The organism is Saccharothrix sp. NBAS 001 (genome assembly GCF_056640475.1).
Genome location: NZ_CM153251.1, coordinates 1,166,252 through 1,183,716 on the forward strand (window position 1 = coordinate 1,166,252; position 17,465 = coordinate 1,183,716).

The following is a 17,465-nucleotide window of genomic DNA, read 5'->3' on the forward strand; positions in this document are numbered from 1 at the left end:
CTCACGCTTCCCGGTCGACGAGGGCTTCGAGGTCGGCCAGCACGAGTTCCTCCACCAGATCGGCGAGGGACGACACGGTGCGGGCGGTCAGCACGTCCCGAGGGGACAACTCGACGGCGAACGCCGCCTTGGTCCGGGACGTGATGCGCAGACTGCGGATGGAATCGCCGCCCAGCGCGAAGAAGCTGTCCTCGACACCGACCCGGTCGACGTCCAGTTCGTCCGCCCAGATGGCCGCGATGGCCTCTTCGGTCTCCGTGCGGGGCGCGACGTACTCGGCCGAGGTGACCGCGTCGCGCTCGGGCGCGGGGAGCGCGACGCGGTCCAACTTGCCGTTGGCGTTGAGCGGCAGTCGATCCAGTGCCACGAACGCCGTAGGAACCATGTGTTCGGGCAGCGCACTCGAAGCGTGACCGCGCAGTTCCGAAACCTGCACGGCCCCGTTCGGCACGTAGTACGCCACCAAACGCTGTTCCTGCTCCAGCACAACGACCTGGGCGACGGCAGGATGCGCACCCAGGACGGTTTCGATTTCCCCGAGTTCGATCCGGAAGCCGCGGATCTTCACCTGCTGGTCCGCCCGGCCCAGGTAGTGCAGCCTCCCGTTGAGCCATTTGCCGAGGTCGCCGGTCCGGTACATGCGAGAACCCGCTGTGTCGTAAGGGTTTGCGAGGAAGCGGGACGCGGTCAGGCCGGGCCGGTCCAGGTAGCCCCGGGCCAGTCCGGGGCCCGCCACGTACATCTCCCCGGCGACGCCCGGCGGCACCGGTTCGAGGTCCTCGTCCAGCACGTACACCCGGAGGTCGGGGATCGGCTCGCCGATGCTGCCGTCGGCCTCGGTGTAGGTGACGTGGACGGTCGTCTCGGTGATCCCGTACATGTTGATCAACGTGCCGCTGCCCCGCCAGTCCCGGACTTTGTGCATGTCAAGGGCTTCGCCGCCGAAGATCACGTACCTCGGGTCGGGCTGTTCGGGAACCAGTTGGTAGAACGCGGAGGGGGTCTGGTTGAGCACGGTGACGCCTTCGTCGCGCAGGAGTCGGGCGAAGTCGGCGGGGGAGCGCGAGATCTCGAAGGGCACCACGACGAGCCGTCCGCCGTGCAGCAGCGGCCCCCACAGCTCCCACACCGAGAAGTCGAACGCGTAGCTGTGGAACAGCGTCCACACGTCGTTCTCGCCGAACCCGAACCAGTGATCGGTCGCCGAGAACAGCCGCACGACGTTGCCGTGCGGGATCACGACACCCTTCGGCTTCCCGGTCGAGCCTGAGGTGTAGATCACATAGGCCGCGTTGTCGGGAGTCAGTCGCACATCGGGTGCCACGACGGAATGTCCGGACACATCGGGCATCGCGTCGAGCACGGCCACCGGCTTCGCGTCGGCGATCGTGCCCGCGATCCGGTCCGCCGGGTAGGCCGGGTCGATCGGCAGGTACGCCGCACCCGCCTTCAACACGCCGAGCACGGCCACCACCAGGTCGGCGTGGCGCGGCAGCACCAACGCCACCAACCGCTCCGGCCCGGCGCCGGACTCCACCAGGTGGTGCGCCAACTGGTTCGCGCGCTCGTCCAACTGGCGGTAGGTCAGGGACGTGCCCGCGAACGTGACCGCCACGGCGTCCGGAGTCCGCGCCGCCTGCGCGGCGAACAACTCGGGGATGGTCGCGGAAGGCGTGCCGGACTCCCGGCCGTTCCACTCCACCAGCACCTGCCGGCGCTCGGCGTCGGACAGCCACGGCACCCGGCCGACCGGCCGGTCGGGATCGGCGACCAGGCCGACCAGCAGGGTCTTGAGCCGTTCGCCCAACCGGACCACCGTGTCGGCGTCGAACATCGCGGGTTCGTAGCCGAGGAGCACTTCCAGCCGGTCCGCCGGGTAGACCGTGGCGCTCAACGGGAAGCTGGTCGTCTCGACCGCCTCCAGGTCCCGCAGCCCCATCCCGTCGGCCAGGTCGGCCGGGTAGTTCTCGAAGATCACCGCGCTGTCGAACAGCCCGGTACCGGCCGCGACCCCGCTCCACGCCTGCAAGCTGGTCAGCGGCACGTGCTCGAACCGGCGCGATTCCGCCTGCGCCGCCTGGAGTTCCCGCAGCCAGTCCGCGACCGGCCGGGACCCGTCGACGCGCACCCGCACCGGCAGGGTGTTGATGAAGATGCCGGTGATGGCGTCCACGCCCGGCAGGTCCGCCGGACGCCCGGAGACCGTCGCGCCGAAGCACACGTCACGCTGCCCGGACGACCTGGCCAGCAACAACGCCCAGGCGCCCTGCACGATCGCGCTGGGCGTGACCCGGTGCGCACGGGCGAACTCGTACAACCGGGCCGAATCCTCCCGGGCCAGCTCGACCGAGAGCCGGGCCGACGACGTCGCCGGGCCGGCCGCCGGACGGTCCACGGGCAGCGGCGTGGGGGAGTCGAACGACCCGAGCACCTGCCGCCAATGCCGTTGCGCCGCCTGGTCGTCCTGCGCCGCGAGCCACGCCACGTAATCCCGGAACGGCTGCCGCTCGGCCGGCTCGCCCAGCACGTCGGACAACACCTGGAACACGCTCCACCCGTCCAACAGCACGTGGTGGAACGTCCACAGCACCCGCACCGATTCGGCCGAGAGCCGGACGATCGCCACCCGCATCAGCGGCGCGACCCCGAGGTCGATCCCCTCGGCCTTGTCCTGCGCCAGCAACGCCGACAGCCGCGAGGCCCGCTCGGTTTCCTCCAGCCCGCTCCAGTCCAGGAACTTGAACGGCACGTCGGCGTGCGCGTGCACGACCTGCAACGGCTCGCGCACGTCCTCCCACAGCACCGAACTGCGCAGCACGGGCGTCCGGTCCACGACCCGTTGCCACGCCCTCGCGAACGCCGCCGAGTCCGGCACCCCGTCCACCACGAACGTCGTCTGCTGGAAGTACACGCCGCGCTCACCGAGGCCGTGGAAGACCATCCCGGCCTGCATCGGCGTCAGCGGGTAGGCGTCCTCGCCGGTGATCCGGTCGACCTGCTCCTGGGTGAGCCGCGCCAACGGGAAGTCCGACGGCGTGCGCCCGCCCACGCCGGGTTCCCGGCAGTGCGCCAGGATCGCCCGCAACGCCACCGCGAACGCCTCCGCCAGCCGGGCCACCGTCGCGTCGTCGTGCACGGCGGAGCTGTAATACCAGGCGAACTCCAGCCGGTCGTCCTGCACCTTGCCGACGACGTCGAGCAGGTGCGGTCGCGGCATGTCCGGGTCCGCCAGCAGGTCGAGGTCCCGCTGCCCGGTGAACCGCCCCAGGTAGTTGAAGCTCACCGCCGGATCGCACACCGGCCCGTTCGCCAGGTACCGCAACGCCCCGAACCCGATGCCGCGCCCCGGAACGGCCCGCAGCTGCTCCTTGACCGACTTCAGCGCCGCGCCCCAGTCCCGCGGCACCTCCAGCGCCACCGGGAAGACGGTGGTGAACCAGCCGACCGTGCGGGAGAGGTCGACGTCGTCGAACAGCTCCTCGCGCCCGTGCCCCTCCAGGTCCACCAGCACCCGGTCCCGCCCGGTCCAGTCCGCCAGCACCCGCCCCAGCGCGGTCAGCAGCACGTCGTTGATCTGCGTCCGGTACACCTCCGGCACGTCCCGCAACAACGCCGAGGTCTCCGCTTCGCTCAACCGCACCGTCACGTCACGGGTGGTGGCGAACGTGTTGGCCCCGTCCCGGTCGGTCGGCACGCCGTCACCGGAAACCGCCGACCAGTAGGGGAGTTCGGCGGCGAACCCGCCCGTCACCGCGTGACCGTGCAACCTCCGGGCCCAGTCCCGGAAAGAGGTGGTCTTGTCCCCGATGCGGACCGCCGAACCCTCGACGACCTGCCGGTAGGCGGTCGTCAAGTCCTCGGACAGCACCCGCCACGACACCCCGTCCACCACGAGGTGGTGCGCCACCAGCCGGACCGACCGCTCATCGAGCACTTCCGCGCGCAGCAGCGGTTCCCCGTACCCGACCGGCTCGTTGAACTGCCGGTCGCCGTCGAACCGCATCCGCAACGCGTCGTGGTGCTCGATCAACGCCTCGACCGCCGCCGCCAACGCGTCCGGGTCGACCTCGTCCGCGAAGTCCACCACCAGCGACTGGTCGAACAGCGTCGACCCGGTACCCAGGAACCACCGCTGGATCGGGGTGAGCGGCGCGTCCCCGGTGACCGCGCCCTGGTCCGTGGCCGGCGGCAGGTCCCGCGTCACGTGCGGGGCCAGCGCCGCGATCGTCTGGTAGGCGAAGATGTCCCGCGAGGTCAGCACCAGCCCGGCCTGCCGCGCCTTGGTGACCACCTGGATGCCCAGGATGGAATCACCGCCCAGCGCGAAGAAGTTGTCCCGGACCCCGACCCGCGCCGCGCCCAGCACCTCGGCGAACACCCCGGCCAGCGCCGCCTCCACGGGCGTGCGCGGCGCGACGTAGACCCGGGGCTCCTCCGGCGGCGCGGGCAGGTTGTCCCGATCGAGCCGCTCCAGCCCCACGAACGTCGTGGGAACGCTGTGCGCCGGCAACACCTGAGCCAGGAACCCCTGCAAGGCAGCCGGGTTCACCACGGGCGTCACGTACGCCACGAGCCGCCGATCCGTCGCCACCACCGCCGCGTCCGTCACCTCGTGGTGCCGCCGCAACGCTTCTTCGACCGCCCCGGGGTCGACCCGGACGCCCCGCACGCGGACCGTGTCGTCCGGCGGGAAGTCCAGCGCCACCAGCCGTCGCAACTCCCGATCCGGATCCTCGACGACGTCGTGCAGCAACGTCTCCAGGTCGTCCGCCAACACCTCCACAGTCGAGAGGTCGAACAGGTCGGTGTTGTACTCGATCGTCAACGCCAACGAGTCGTCGCGCGGCCAGAACTCCACCACCAGGTCGAACCGCGCGTTCGGCCGGGGCAGGTCGTGCTCGGCCACCACGAGATCGCCGAACCGGCCTTCGCGCACCAGCGGCTGCTGCAACGCGACCACCGCCTGCACCAACGGCGTGCGGCTGGGGTCCGGGTCGGCCCCGACCTCCGCCACCACCCGGTCGAACGGCACGTCGTCGTGCGCGAACGCCTCCATCACGGTGTCCCGCACGTGGTCCAGGAACCCGGTGAACGGCAACTCCGGATCGACCCACGACCGCAGCACCAGCGTGCGCACGAAGAACCCGACCGCACGTTCCAGGTCCGAGTGGTCCCGCCCCGACGTCACCGTGCCCAACGCGACGTCCCGTTGCCGGGAACGCGCCGACAGCAACACCTGCACCGCCGCCGTGAGCGTCATGAACAGCGTCGCGTCGTGCGCCCGCCCGACCCCGGCCAGCCGCTCCACCAGGTCGGCCCGCAACGGCCGCCGCACCACCGCGCCGGCCGAGGTCCGCAGCGCCGGCCGGGCCCGGTCGGGCCGCAGGTCCAACGTCTCCAAGCCGGCCAGCTTCTCCCGCCAGTACGCCACGTCGCCGACCGGCCGGGCCGCGTCCCACGCCGAGAAGTCCGGGTACTGCGCCGAAACCGGAGCGGGCTCGTCCCCGGCGTACAGCGCGGCGAGTTCCTCGACGAGCACCCCGACGGACCACCCGTCGGTCACGATGTGGTGCTGCACCAGCACGAGCACGTGGTCTTCATCCCCGAGCGGCTTCAACACGGCCCGGGTCAACGGCCCCACCCGCAGGTCGAACGGAACCGAAAGATCACCCTCGTCGCCCACCGCCAACGGGATCGTGCCGTGCGCCGAGACGACCTGCACCGGCACCCCGTCGACCACGTCGAAGGTCGTGCGCAACGCGTCATGCCGCCGCGCCAACGCATCCAACGCCCCAGCCAGCCTCGGCACGTCCAACGCGCCGGTCAACCGCAACCCCACAGCCGTGTTCTGCTCGGCGGTCCCGTCCAACGAGAACAACCGGCGCTGCGCCGGCGACAACGGCAACGCCTGCCCGCGCGACACCAGCGGAATCGGCTCCCGCACGGGCAGCGCCAGCGCCAGCGCCTCCACCGTCCGGTGCTCGAACATCGCCCGCACCGGCAGGCCGCCGAGCCGCCCCAACGCCCGCACCGCCAGGATCGAATCGCCGCCCAGCGCGAAGAAGTCGTCCTGCGCGCCGACGTGCTCGACGCCCAGCACCTCCGCCCAGACCTCGGCCACCCGCCGCTCCTCGGCACTGCGCGGCGCGACGAAGTCGTCGGGCACCTCGCCCACCACCGGCGCGGGCAACGCGGCCCGGTCGAGCTTCCCGTTGGGCGTCAACGGAAGCGCGTCAAGCTCGACGAACGCCGAAGGCACCATGTAGTCGGGCAGCGTGGCCGCCAACCCGTCCCGCAAGCCCTCCGCCGAACCCACCACGTACGCGACCAGCCGCTTGGGCTCGTCCCGGGGCACCACCACGACCTGGCGGACGCCGGGGAACCCGGCCAGCACCGCCTCGATCTCGCCCGGCTCCACCCGGAACCCGCGAATCTTCACCTGGTGGTCGGCCCGGCCGACGAACTCCAGCGAGCCGTCCGCCGAGCGCCGCACCACGTCCCCGGTCCGGTACATCCGCGCACCGGGCGGCCCGAACGGGTCGGCGACGAACCGGGACGCGGTCAACCCGGGCCGCCCCAGGTAGCCCCGGGCCAACCCGAGCCCGGTCACGTACAACTCGCCCTCGTCGCACGACGCCAACTCGGCGTCGAGCACCCGGACCGACGTGCCGGGGATCGCCCGCCCGATCGGCGGCGGGCCACCACCGGGCACCAGCGGCGAACTCCACGACGTCACCACGGTCGACTCGGTCGGCCCGTACGCGTTGATCATCCGACGGCCGGGAGCCCACTGCGCCACCAGGTCCGCCGAACACGCGTCACCACCCACGATCAACGTCCGGAAGCCCGGCAGGGCGCGGCGCGGCACGGTGGCCAGCGCGACCGGCGGGATCAGCGCGTGCGTCACGCCGAACTCCTCGATCACGTCCGCCAACTGCTCACCGAGCAGGGGACCCTCCGGCGGCACGACCAGCGCCGCCCCCGCCGGCAGCGCCATGCACAGCTCCAACACCGACGCGTCGAAGCTCGGCGAGGAGAACTGGAGCACCCGGTCACCCGGCCGCACGTCGAAGTGCAGCACCTCGGCCGCCGAGAACGCGGGCAGCCCCCGGTGCGTGACCACGACCCCCTTGGGCCGCCCGGTGGAGCCGGAGGTGTAGATCACGTACGCCGGTTGATCAGCGGCGATCTCGACCCCCGGATCGGAGTCCGGCCACCCGCCGACGTCCACCGGCCCGTCCACCACCAGCAGCGGCTCGGCGTCGTCGAGCATGAACGAGATCCGCTCGGCCGGGTAGGCGGGATCGACCGGCAGGTAGGCCGCCCCGGTCTTGAGCACCGCGAGCCGCGCCACGACGTTGTCCACCGACCGCGGCAGGGCGACCGCGACCACCCGTTCCGCGCGGGCGCCCTTCGCGATCAGCAGGTGGGCGAGCCGGTTGGCCCGCGCCTCCAACTGCCGGTACGTGACCGTCTCCTCCGCGGAGAGGATCGCCGGCGCGTCGGGCGAGCACGCGACCCGCGCACTCACCAATCTCGGCAGGTTTTGGGCAGACGTCATCGCGAGCAGAGCCTTTCCAGGGGTAGTGCGCGGGCCGCGGCATACCCGCGACGAAGGACGTTGAAACGTGATTTTTCAGACCATTTCCGGAACCTGCCGGCGGGCCAGCCGGCCACCGATCTGGATCCACTGGATCCCGCCCCCGCGGGGGTCCCGGAGGAAACGTCCGGTCTGGCTCGTATCGCCCGTATCGGAATCCCGCATCGCGAACACCAGTCCGTCGAACAACGACAGGTCCGCGAACGGCTCGCCGTCCACCGTGAGCTTGAGCACTTCCCGCCCCGTGGGCTCCACCGAATATTCGGTGTCGCCGTTGACGAAGCTCCCGGTGCAGTCCGCCGGCGGCGCGATGGGGTCCCGCAGCTCGCCCAGCCCGTCGTAATCACCGACCGGCAGACCCGCCTCGGCCAATTCCGGGACCAGGTCCCGCCACAACGCGAACCCGCTGCTCCCGTTGGTCGTGAGGGCCACCACGGTGCCGTCGTCGGGATTGATCCGGAGGTGGCAGGAGGTGCCGTCGGCGGTGCCGTCGTGGCCCACCCAGGCGACCCCGTCGCGCTCGTAGAGCGCGAGCCCCAGCCCCCAGCCGTCGGCCATCCCGAAGGGTTCGGCGTGCCGCACGGGGGTCCGCATGAGCGCCAGGTCCGCACCGTCCACGAGGTGCGGCGGCGCGCCCGCCAACATCCGGCCGAACGTCACCAGGTCGGTGGCGCTCGCGGCCAGCGCACCGGCCGGCGCGTCCACCAGGGCCAGCGACTGGCGCACCGGGACGACCCGGCGCTGCGGCACGTTGACCGCGTGCCCGGACACCGCGCCGCGTTCCGCCTCGGGGCCCACGGTGAAGTGCGGACGTAACCCCAACGGGCGCAGCAGGACCGCGTCCACCGCCTCCCACCAGGACATTCCGGTCGCCACCTCGATCAGGTGACCGACGAGGACGTAGCCGATGTTGGAGTAGGAGAAGCCCGCGCCGGGGGTGTGCAGCGGTACCAGCGTGCGGCCCGCCTCCAAGGCGTGGCGGCGCAGAGAGGTCGTGCGGACGTCGTCCGGGTCGGACGGCAGGCCGCCCGTGTGGCTGAGCAGGTGCCGCAGCGTCAGCCGGTGTTCGACGTCGGGAAGGGGTGTGTCGAGGTCGAGGTCTCCGTCCGAGACGAGGGTCATCGCGACGGTCGCGGTGAACGTCTTGGTGATCGAGCCGATCGGCACGGCCGCGTCCGCGGGCAGGCCGACCGAGGTCGTCCAGAGGCCGTCACCGGGTCGGTGGACGGCCAGTTGCGCGCCGGGCACGAGGTGGTCGCGCACGAGTCCGGCTAATCGTCGCGCGAGGTGATCGGTATCCATCGAAGGTCCTTTGCAGGAATGAGCCATACGGCTTCGATCCAACGTTGACGGCCGTTCCAGGATCATCGCGACCGCCAAACGGAGCATCTGCGGAATATAGATTCCCCGGTTTGTCGAGGCGTAACCACGCGTTCTTGGATTGATCTCCGCGGTTCACTCGAACGGCGTGGTTTGGACCACGCAGTTCCGTAATGAGGGGGCGATTGCGAGGATTATTCGTACTCGCCTGGCATGGACTTCTGTCAACAGGTAATCTGTCCACAGGGTAGCCCGCCGGAGACTATTCAACCCAATTCTGAAGAAATATCCCGTACCCCGTAACCAAAAGTCGCCGGTGTCGTTGAACCGGAGTTACGCGGAGCCCCGCGAAGTGACCCGCCGGTAGTGCCGGGCGGCCCGCACCCGGTTCCCGCAGGCCGGCGAGCACCATTCCCGCCGGGGGTGGTCCTTGACGAAGTAGAGGACGCACCCCGGCGCGTAGCACGCCCGCAGCAGCGCTCGCCGCTCCCCGCCGAACAGCTCCACGGCCTCGGCCGCCGTCGCCGCCAACACCTGGACGGCCTCGGAAGCCGCGCTCGCCGTGCGCCGGACCAGGTTGCCGTCGACGACGTCGAGCTGCGGCCACGCGGCCGTCTGCCGAACCGCCGCGTTCACCCCCGCAAGCGCCCGCGCGAGGTCGCGATCCTCCGCAACGGCCCGAGTGTCTTCCGTCACCACGCCCGCAAGGTCCCGAAGCGCACGCCGCAACACGCGAAACGCCTCAAGATCCGGCTCGCCAACGCCGCCAACCCCGCCCAGCCAGGCGACAAGGCCGTCCACGGACGCCAAGTCGTCGTGCACGCCGGACCGGTCCGCCCAGATCGTGTTCATCAGGCGGACAGGACGAGGCTCGTCGGGCAACACATCTAACGCTAACACGCACTTGCATCCGTTAGGAGATCGTTCTAACGTCAAACCGCCAGTTCAACCGTGAGAAGGGCACCACCGTGACCCCGGTCCCACCGTTCGACGAACACTCCGCCCGCCTCAAGGTCCACAAAGCACAGGAAGCCTGGAACACCCGTGACCCGCACCGCGTGGCAGCGGCGTACACAGAGGACTCGGTGTGGCGCAACAGATCCGAGTTCGTCACCGGCCGCCAGGAGATCATCGCCTTCCTGACCCGCAAGTGGGAGCGCGAACACGAGTACGTCCTGCGCAAATCCCTCTGGGCCTGGACGACCAACCGCATCGCGGTCCGCTTCCAATACGAGTGGCACGACGACGAAGGCCAGTGGTGGCGGAGCTACGGCAACGAAAACTGGGAGTTCGCCGAAAACGGCCTCATGCGCCGCCGAGAGGCAAGCATCAACGACCTGAAAATCGCAGAAACCGACCGCAGAATCGACCCCAACTCAACCGAAGACCTACCACTCCACTAACCCACAGCAAAAATCTCCCAACAAATACCCACCTGCGTCGTGTCATCCCCGTGTGGCCTGCGCGCAGCGAACCACGCTTGAGTAGGGAGCGCAAGCACGCTTTTCGCTTGCGCTCCCTACTCAAGCGTGGTTGTCTCAGACCAGGCCACACGGGGATGACACGACGCCCACCGCACTTCCGTCATCCTCGGCGGCCAGCCCGTCCGGCGAGGACGCTTTTACGCTCAAGCTCTCGCCCCTAGAACGCACTCCACCAGAGCCACTCGGGAACAAGGCCAGCCCGCGACTCGCCCGAGCCGCAGTCCGCCGCGATCGCACCCGCAGGTCGACTAAAACCGCAGCTCAAGCCCTTATGTGCGCTCCGAGGCCGCGCCTCGGGCGCGGCCTCCGGCCCCCAGCACCATTATCCCACAGGGTACCGACAAAACCGCTTCCCGCAGCCATCCGCCAACCGCCACCCGCCACCCGCCACCACACGCTTACCGCACTACGCGCTTACTTCTGCCACACACCTACTGCTGCCACACACCTACCGCTGCTACACGGAATCCATGGTCTGCGCACCAATCATCGACCGTGCGCAATTACCGCCGGAATTCCTCGGCGTTCGGCAACGACGAGAACCGCGAGCGCTTTCGCGCCCCGCTCAAACCCGGCTGACAACGGTCAGTCGCGCTGGATTTTCAGGTGCAGCGACTCCATCCGGGCATCCAACTCCGCCGCGATCGCCGCCGTGCTGGTCAATTCGTCCACGAACCCGGCCGGCACCTGGTCGTCGTACTTGTAGAACAGCTTGTGCTCCAACGTCGCCCAGAAATCCATCGCGATGGTCCGCAACTGGACCTCGACCTTGACCTGCTCCACCCGATCCGACAAGAACACCGGGATTCGCACGATCAGGTGCAGGCTCCGATACCCGTTGGGCTTCGGCGTGGCGATGTAGTCCTTCGTCTTCAGGATCTCCACGTCGTTCTGCCGCGCCAGCATGTCCCGCACCCGGTACACGTCCGTCACGAACGGGCAGACCACGCGCACCCCGGCGACGTCGTCCAGGTGCTCCGCCGCCAACCCCAGGTCGGCCGGCAAGCCCTTGCGCCGCAGCTTGTCCAGGATCGCATCCGGCCGCTTCACCCGCTGCGTGACGTGCTCGATCGGGTCGTGCCGGTGAACGAGGTCGAACTCCTCGCTGAGGATCCGGAGCTTCGTCATCAGCTCGTCGACCGCGAACTTGTAGACCACGAGGGACCGCCGCAGCAGGTCATCCGCGACGCCGATGTCCATGATCCCCAGAATACCGGCCCCGCGCTCCGCTACGATCCAGGTCGTGAACACCCACTGGCACGTCGTTCTCCCGCCGCCGTCCGCCTGACGGGCGCACCTGCGGCTCCCCGCCTCTCAGCCGGCCCTCCAGCGGCACTCCACGAGCGCTCCGACGAGCAGCCCACAGATACTGCCCGACCGCCGCGCACGTACTGCCGTGAGCACTCTCACGTGCTCCGACACGTGCCCTGAACGCCACAGCCGGCTCTGAACGCGGCCGCCGGCTCCGAGCGTCACATCCGGCTCTGAGCCTCGACCCCGGCACCCCGCGCTGCGCCCGTTCGCGACCTCGGCACTTCCGCGAAGTCACCCGCGAACGGAGAACCCGTGTCATCCGCTGTCGTACGAACGCGCTTCGCCCAAGGCCCGCTGCCGATCCTCGCGGCGTGCGTCCTCTGGGGCTCCACCGGCACCGTCAGCTCGCTCGCCCCGTCGTCCGCTCCCGCCGTCGCGGTCGGCGCGGCGGGACTGGTGATCGGCGGCTGCCTGCTCTTCCTCACCGCGCGCGGCACGCGTGACGTGCTGCGCACCGCCGACCGCAGACTGCTCCTGATCGGCGCGGTCACCGTCGCCGGGTACGCGCTCGCGTTCTACCCGGCCGTCGCGCGCACCGGCGTGGCGGTCGCGACCACGGTCGCGCTGGCCACCGCGCCGATCGTGCTGGGCATCAGGTCCCGCCCCCTGGTCACGCTCACCGCCGTCGTGGGGTGCGCGGTCCTCGTGCTCGGCGGCGGCGACGCGCACGTCGACCTCGTGGGGGTGGCGTTGGCGCTGGTCGCGGGCTTGTCGTTCGCCGGGTACTCGGTGATCTGCGCGCACCTGATCGGCCTGGGGCACCCGTCACGGGCCGTGGTCGGCACCGTGTTCGGCGGGGCGTCCTTGATCACCTTGCCGGTTGTCCTGCTGCTCGGCGTGTCGTGGCTGGGCACGTTCGAAGGTGTGGCGGTCGTCATGCACTTGTCGGTGCTCACGACGTTCGTCGCCTACCTGCTGTTCGGCCACGGCCTGCGGCACACCACCGCCGCAGCCGCGACCACGCTCACACTCGCCGAACCGGCCGTCGCGGCGGTCCTCGGCGTGGTCGTGCTGCACGAACGGCTGCCGCTGGTCTCGTGGTGCGGCATGGGCCTGCTCGGCCTCTCCCTGCTCGCGCTGTCCGCCGGCAAACCCGGCCGGTAGCCGAGCACGACCCCAACGGATCGGCCGTCACGAACCACGCGGCCCACGCGGCCCATGCGGCCCACGCGGTACGAAACAGGAACAGGCGGCGTCCCGACCGCTAGTCGGGTCGCCGCTCCGCGGCCCCGCCCAACCCGTACAGGATGCGCTGGATGAGTTCCGGGTCCACGTCCGGCTCGTCCCCGAGCTTCTCCGCCGCCGGCGACCGGCGCGGCTCGCGCCGGGGGAGGGGCACCGCGGAGGCGTTCATCCCGGACGGCAGCGTCAGCTCGCACCACACCAGCCGGCCACCGGCCGTCAGGTCCACCAGCCCCGCCCGCCCGCCGGCCAACTCCGGCGGCAGGGCCACCCGGTAGCCCTCGACCTCGACCACCAGGTAGCTGCCGCTCAACCGCAGCCGCACCAGCAGGAGGCCGGGCGCACGCGGGTCCGCCACGTCGACCGCGGCGCCGACGAGCCGCCGCGCGGTCTGCGCGGCCTCGTCCTGCATGCCGCGCAACCGCCACTCGCCCAGGGAGAAGCGCACGAACATGTCCGCGACATTGATCGCCGTGGGCAACGCGACGAGTCGAAGGTCGTCGACCTGTTCGGTCTGGGTGTTCACACCGATCCCTCCTCGCCTGCGTCCGGCGCGTACAGCGCCAGATGGTGCCATGAGTACAGCCCTTGTCACCCACGTGGTCTAGACCCCGTGAGCGGACCGTGTCCGGATCGAGTCGGCTTGCTCCGATCACGACCGGAATCGTCCCCCGGCTCACGTCCTAGTACGGGGGTTGCGGGCTCATGGTTCACGGCTAGTCACGGCGGTGTCCGGAAAAGTACCGAAATGCACCGCCAAAGGGAATATCGGAGTCCGCCCGTTCCGGTGAGCGGCAGACCGGGGGTGTGTACGGGGCTCCGCGCGCGCCCCGAAGGTGTGGTCGCGCTCGGCGAAGTCCACCCGGATGGCACACGAAGAGGGGCCCGCCGGTCACCCGGCGAGCCCCTCTGTCGGTGGTGCCGCTCACGCCTGGAGAACGGCCTCGATCTCCAGCAGGATGGTGATCTTGTCGCCGACCGCGGCACCCGCCGCGCCGCCGGTCACGCCGAACTCCTTGCGGCTGATGTCGGTGCTGGCGGAGAAGCCCGCGACCTTCGCGCCCTCGAAGCCGTCGCCGAAGCCGTTGAGCTCCAGCTCCAGCTCGACGGTCTTGGTCACGCCGCGCAGGGACAGCTCGCCCTCGACCAGGAAGCCCTCGCCGTTGGCGCGCACGGCCGACGAGGTGAAGGTCAGCTCGGGGAACTTCTCGACGTCCAGGAAGTCCTCGCCCCGGACGTGGGCGTCGCGCGACTCGTTCTTGGTGTTGATGGACGCGGTGGAGATCTTCGCGTCGACCTTCGACTCCAGCGGGTTCTCCGCGGTCACGATGGTGCCCTCGAAGGTGTCGAAGTGGCCGCGGACCTTGGAGACGCCCAGGTGGCGGACGACGAAGGAGACGTCCGAGTGCACCGGGTCGATGGCCCAGGTGCCCACGAGGTAGCCGGGGATCTGCGCAGTCTGCGAGGTCATGGTGTCCTTCTCGGTCGGTCTGATTGAACTCTCAACAGAACATAGCGCATCCTGGTTGAACTCTCAACAACGACCGTATGATGGGAGCATGAGCGACGTGCGGTGGCTGAGCGCCGATGAACAGCGGGTTTGGCGCGGCTTCCGGGCTGCCGTGACCAAGTTCACCGAACACCTGGACCGGCAGTTGCAGCGCGACTCCGGGATGCCCATGGCCTACTACGAGATCCTGGTCGCACTCTCCGAGGCGCCCGAGCGCTCGCTCCGGATGAGCGAACTGGCCCTGAACTGCCTCTCGTCCCGCAGCAGACTCTCCCACGCCGTGGCCAAGCTGGAGAAGGAGGGCTGGGTGGAGCGCCGCGCGTGCGCCTCCGACCGGCGCGGATCGGTGGCCAGCCTGACCGACCGGGGCTTCGCCGTGCTGGAAGCCGCCGCCCCGGGGCACGTCACGGCCGTGCGCGAGCAGCTGTTCGACGTGCTGACCCCGGCGCAGCTCGCCTCGCTCCAGGAGATCAGTCGCGCGATGGAGAACGGCTTGCAGACCGAGTGCGCTCAAGTCCGCGCCGAACTCGACGAATTCTGAGACCCTCCGACGCGAATCCCGAATCGCGTTCGGGAATCGACGGACACCTCCGCCGCCGCCCGGTCGACACCCCGCCGCCACCCCTTCCGGCGCTCCGCCGGCCGGTCCGGCCCGGCCCCCGCTCCCGATCCGGACGTCCGGCGACCTGACCTGGTCACGGGCTCGGAGGTAACCCGGACGGGGCGGTGTGCGCTCCGCTGTGGACGCATCCGGCCGATGGGCCGCTGGGCCGAGTGGAGCATGTCGACAGCTCCCGCCGGAAATGTCCTACCGTCGCGTTAACATCCGCGCCGTGGGGTTGAAGCTGGGTGGAATAGCGCGCCGGGTGATCGGCACGGGTCGACGTGAGTCGGCCAGTTTCGGCGCGGCGGTACTGGGTGTCCTGCTGCTCGCGGGTGCCGCGTTCGGCCAGGGCATCGCCCGCACCGCCGTCGACGTGACCGACGGCCTGACGTGGCTCAACGACGACCAGCGCGGCGAGGTCGTGCAGGTCAACCCGAGTTCCGGCAAACCGCAGACCAGACTCCAGGTCAGCGGCGGGGACGCGCAGCTGGAGATCGCCCAGTCCGGCGACAAGCTGGTCGTGCTGGACCGGCGCACCGGCCAGATCACCGTGGTCGACCTGGCGACGCTGCTGGCGAGCGGTCGGCGGCAGGCCCCTCCCGGTTCGTCCTCCAAGGTCCTCATCGTCGGCGACCGCGTGTACGTGGTCGACCGCGCCGCCGGCACCGTGCACAACACCGACCCGGTGACGCTCGCCGACATCGGCGACGCGTGGCGGGTCGGCCGGCCGCTGGCCGACGTCGTGGCCGACGACGACGGCGTGGTGTGGGCCGTCGACCACGGCGGCAACCTGCACGCCCTGGAGTGGAGCGACGACGACAACCGGTTCCGCGAGCGCTCCAACCGGCCGGTGCCCGGTGCCGGCCCGCGCACCGCGCTGGTGCCGCACGAACGCGGCGTGACGCTGCTCGGGCTGGAGGGCGGCGTGGTCGTCCGCGACGGCACGAACCGCGACCTCACCGCGAGCACCTCCTCCTACGCGGGCGAGGTGCTCGCCGCGCAGAGCAGCCCGACCGGGCTCGTCCCGGCCGCCGTGCCCGACGCCGGCACCGTCGTGCTGCTGTCCGACAACGACGTGATCCGGGTCGACATGGGCCGGTTCTCCTGCACGCGCCCCGGCCGCCCCGCGGTGTTCCGCGACCGGGTCTACGTGCCGTGCCGCGGCGGTGGCAAGGTCGTCGTGCTGGACCGGACCGGCGGGCGCGGCGCGGAGGACGTGCGCACGTCCTCCACCGGCGACCCGGAGCTGGTGTTCGACGACGGCCGGCTGTTCATCAACACCCCCGGCGCGGACTCCGGCGTGATCGTCGACTCCGACGGCCGCACCCGCAGCGTGCAGGTGCGCAGCCCCGACCTGCCGGTCACCGACCCGGACCGCACGCCGATCCCGACCGTGCCGAGCCCGCCCCCGCCCCGGCCGGACCCGCCGACGCGCGACAACGACCCGCGCGGCGGCCCCGACAGCCCCGGCCAGACCACCACCGACGTGCCGGTCACCACGCCGAGCGCGGGCCAGGCCGGTGTCGCGCCGGGCCGGCCGCCGGGCGTCACGGTCAGCCAGGCGTCCAACAACGGCACCGACGTCGTGGTGCGGGTGACGTGGGGCGCGGCCCCGGACAACGGCGAGCGGATCGACGGCTACTCGGTCACCGCGAGCGGGGCGTTCGCCGGCGGGTCCAAGACCTCGCAGGTCGCGGGCACGTCGACGGACCTCACGCTGTCCTGCGCGGGCACGTCGTTCTGCACCAGCGGCCGGGTGGACGTGTCCGTCGCCGCCTACAACAAGCGCGGCGCGGGCGAGGCGGGCAGCGGTTCGCTGAGCGTGCGCCCGCCGGTCGTCGCACCGACCACCACCACGACGACGGTCCCGCCCGTGGTGCCGACGACGACCACGACCACGACGGTCCCGCCGGTCGAGCCGACGACGACCACCACCACGACGACCACACCGCCCCCGCCGAGCCTGCCCACCGCCGGCGCGACGGTGATCACGAGCCTGCCCGCGAACGGCGACATGTTCTCCCGGCAGGTGAACATGGCCCCGCCACCGGACTGGGCGAACCACAACGGGTCGTGCCAGGTCGTCAACACCACGTTCAGCTACTCCGTGGACATCCCGTGCGGCGCGACCTCCGCCGAGATCTACGTGGACGTCGGCACCAACCGGATCGTGGTGCGGGCGTACGCGGCCGGCGGCGGTGCCTCGGTCGAGTCCGCCGCGCGCACCGTCCGGGTGATCGACCGCGAACCGTGCCCGGGCAACAAGATCTGCCAGCCGCGCCGCGCACCCTCCGGGGAGGCCCCGCTCGTGGGCGGCGGCATCGGCCTGCTGGCGACGGCGTGGCTGCTGCGGGTGCGCGACCGGCGTCGGCGGGACGAACCGTGATCGGCGGGGGTGCGCGCCGCCCGGCGGTGCGCCGGCGGGTCGGCGGACGGGTGACCGAGGGGTGC

Annotated in this window: 10 protein-coding genes; 4 read left to right on the forward strand and 6 right to left on the reverse strand. The window is 70.8% G+C overall.

The features are described 5' to 3' along the window. Nucleotide 1: 1 nt before the first annotated feature. The 3 genes from AC0HI0_RS05160 to AC0HI0_RS05170 all read right to left on the reverse strand — a co-directional run bounded on the left by AC0HI0_RS05160 (nucleotide 2) and on the right by AC0HI0_RS05170 (nucleotide 9,772). Complete coding sequence (locus AC0HI0_RS05160) at nucleotides 2-7,570, reverse strand: amino acid adenylation domain-containing protein (protein WP_480934258.1); 7,569 nt, start codon at nucleotides 7,568-7,570, stop codon at nucleotides 2-4. A 66-nt stretch (nucleotides 7,571-7,636) separates the two neighbouring features. After that, on the reverse strand, nucleotides 7,637-8,902 hold the full coding sequence (locus AC0HI0_RS05165) for a serine hydrolase domain-containing protein (protein ID WP_480931082.1): 1,266 nt from the start codon (nucleotides 8,900-8,902) through the stop codon (nucleotides 7,637-7,639). 351 nt (nucleotides 8,903-9,253) lie between these two features. Further along, on the reverse strand, nucleotides 9,254-9,772 hold the full coding sequence (locus AC0HI0_RS05170; protein ID WP_480931083.1) for a CGNR zinc finger domain-containing protein: 519 nt from the start codon (nucleotides 9,770-9,772) through the stop codon (nucleotides 9,254-9,256). Between the two features lie 116 nt (nucleotides 9,773-9,888). On the opposite strand from AC0HI0_RS05170, the gene AC0HI0_RS05175 reads away from it, so the two are divergent. Continuing rightward, entirely contained in the window at nucleotides 9,889-10,323 is a 435-nt protein-coding gene (locus AC0HI0_RS05175; RefSeq protein ID WP_480931084.1) for a nuclear transport factor 2 family protein, read from the forward strand. Between the two features lie 666 nt (nucleotides 10,324-10,989). Here AC0HI0_RS05175 and AC0HI0_RS05180 read toward each other — a convergent pair. Next, nucleotides 10,990-11,604 carry a GTP pyrophosphokinase gene (locus tag AC0HI0_RS05180; RefSeq protein WP_480931085.1) on the reverse strand — a complete coding sequence of 205 codons (615 nt, stop codon included), beginning with the start codon at nucleotides 11,602-11,604 and terminating at the stop codon, nucleotides 10,990-10,992. Between the two features lie 366 nt (nucleotides 11,605-11,970). Here AC0HI0_RS05180 and AC0HI0_RS05185 point away from each other — a divergent pair, with 366 nt between their 5' ends. After that, the gene (locus tag AC0HI0_RS05185) at nucleotides 11,971-12,822 is read left to right on the forward strand and encodes an EamA family transporter (RefSeq protein WP_480931086.1); all 852 of its coding nucleotides are present in this window, start codon (nucleotides 11,971-11,973) and stop codon (nucleotides 12,820-12,822) included. Between the two features lie 100 nt (nucleotides 12,823-12,922). Here the strand turns inward: AC0HI0_RS05185 and AC0HI0_RS05190 are convergent, their stop codons facing one another. Together AC0HI0_RS05190 and AC0HI0_RS05195 are read right to left on the reverse strand one after the other, a co-directional pair. After that, nucleotides 12,923-13,426, reverse strand: coding sequence for an ATP-binding protein (locus AC0HI0_RS05190; protein ID WP_480931087.1), 504 nt, complete (start codon nucleotides 13,424-13,426; stop codon nucleotides 12,923-12,925). A gap of 399 nt (nucleotides 13,427-13,825) precedes the next feature. Continuing rightward, nucleotides 13,826-14,371 (reverse strand): YceI family protein, encoded by a 546-nt coding sequence (locus tag AC0HI0_RS05195; protein WP_480931088.1) that lies wholly within the window; start codon nucleotides 14,369-14,371, stop codon nucleotides 13,826-13,828. A gap of 88 nt (nucleotides 14,372-14,459) precedes the next feature. On the opposite strand from AC0HI0_RS05195, the gene AC0HI0_RS05200 reads away from it, so the two are divergent. Beyond that, the gene (locus tag AC0HI0_RS05200; RefSeq protein WP_480931089.1) at nucleotides 14,460-14,951 is read left to right on the forward strand and encodes a MarR family winged helix-turn-helix transcriptional regulator; all 492 of its coding nucleotides are present in this window, start codon (nucleotides 14,460-14,462) and stop codon (nucleotides 14,949-14,951) included. Nucleotides 14,952-15,243: 292 nt separating this feature from the next. After that, nucleotides 15,244-17,400, forward strand: coding sequence for a hypothetical protein (locus AC0HI0_RS05205; protein WP_480931090.1), 2,157 nt, complete (start codon nucleotides 15,244-15,246; stop codon nucleotides 17,398-17,400). Nucleotides 17,401-17,465 lie beyond the last annotated feature (65 nt).

Excerpts from the sequence above, each read along its gene's own strand:
- AC0HI0_RS05170 (WP_480931083.1), bottom strand. The coding sequence starts at position 9,772 with ATGAACACGATCTGGGCGGACCGGTCCGGCGTGCACGACGACTTGGCG.
- AC0HI0_RS05180 (WP_480931085.1), bottom strand. The coding sequence starts at position 11,604 with ATGGACATCGGCGTCGCGGATGACCTGCTGCGGCGGTCCCTCGTGGTC.
- AC0HI0_RS05200 (WP_480931089.1), top strand. The coding sequence starts at position 14,460 with ATGAGCGACGTGCGGTGGCTGAGCGCCGATGAACAGCGGGTTTGGCGC.
- AC0HI0_RS05165 (WP_480931082.1), bottom strand. The coding sequence starts at position 8,902 with ATGGATACCGATCACCTCGCGCGACGATTAGCCGGACTCGTGCGCGAC.
- AC0HI0_RS05195 (WP_480931088.1), bottom strand. The coding sequence starts at position 14,371 with ATGACCTCGCAGACTGCGCAGATCCCCGGCTACCTCGTGGGCACCTGG.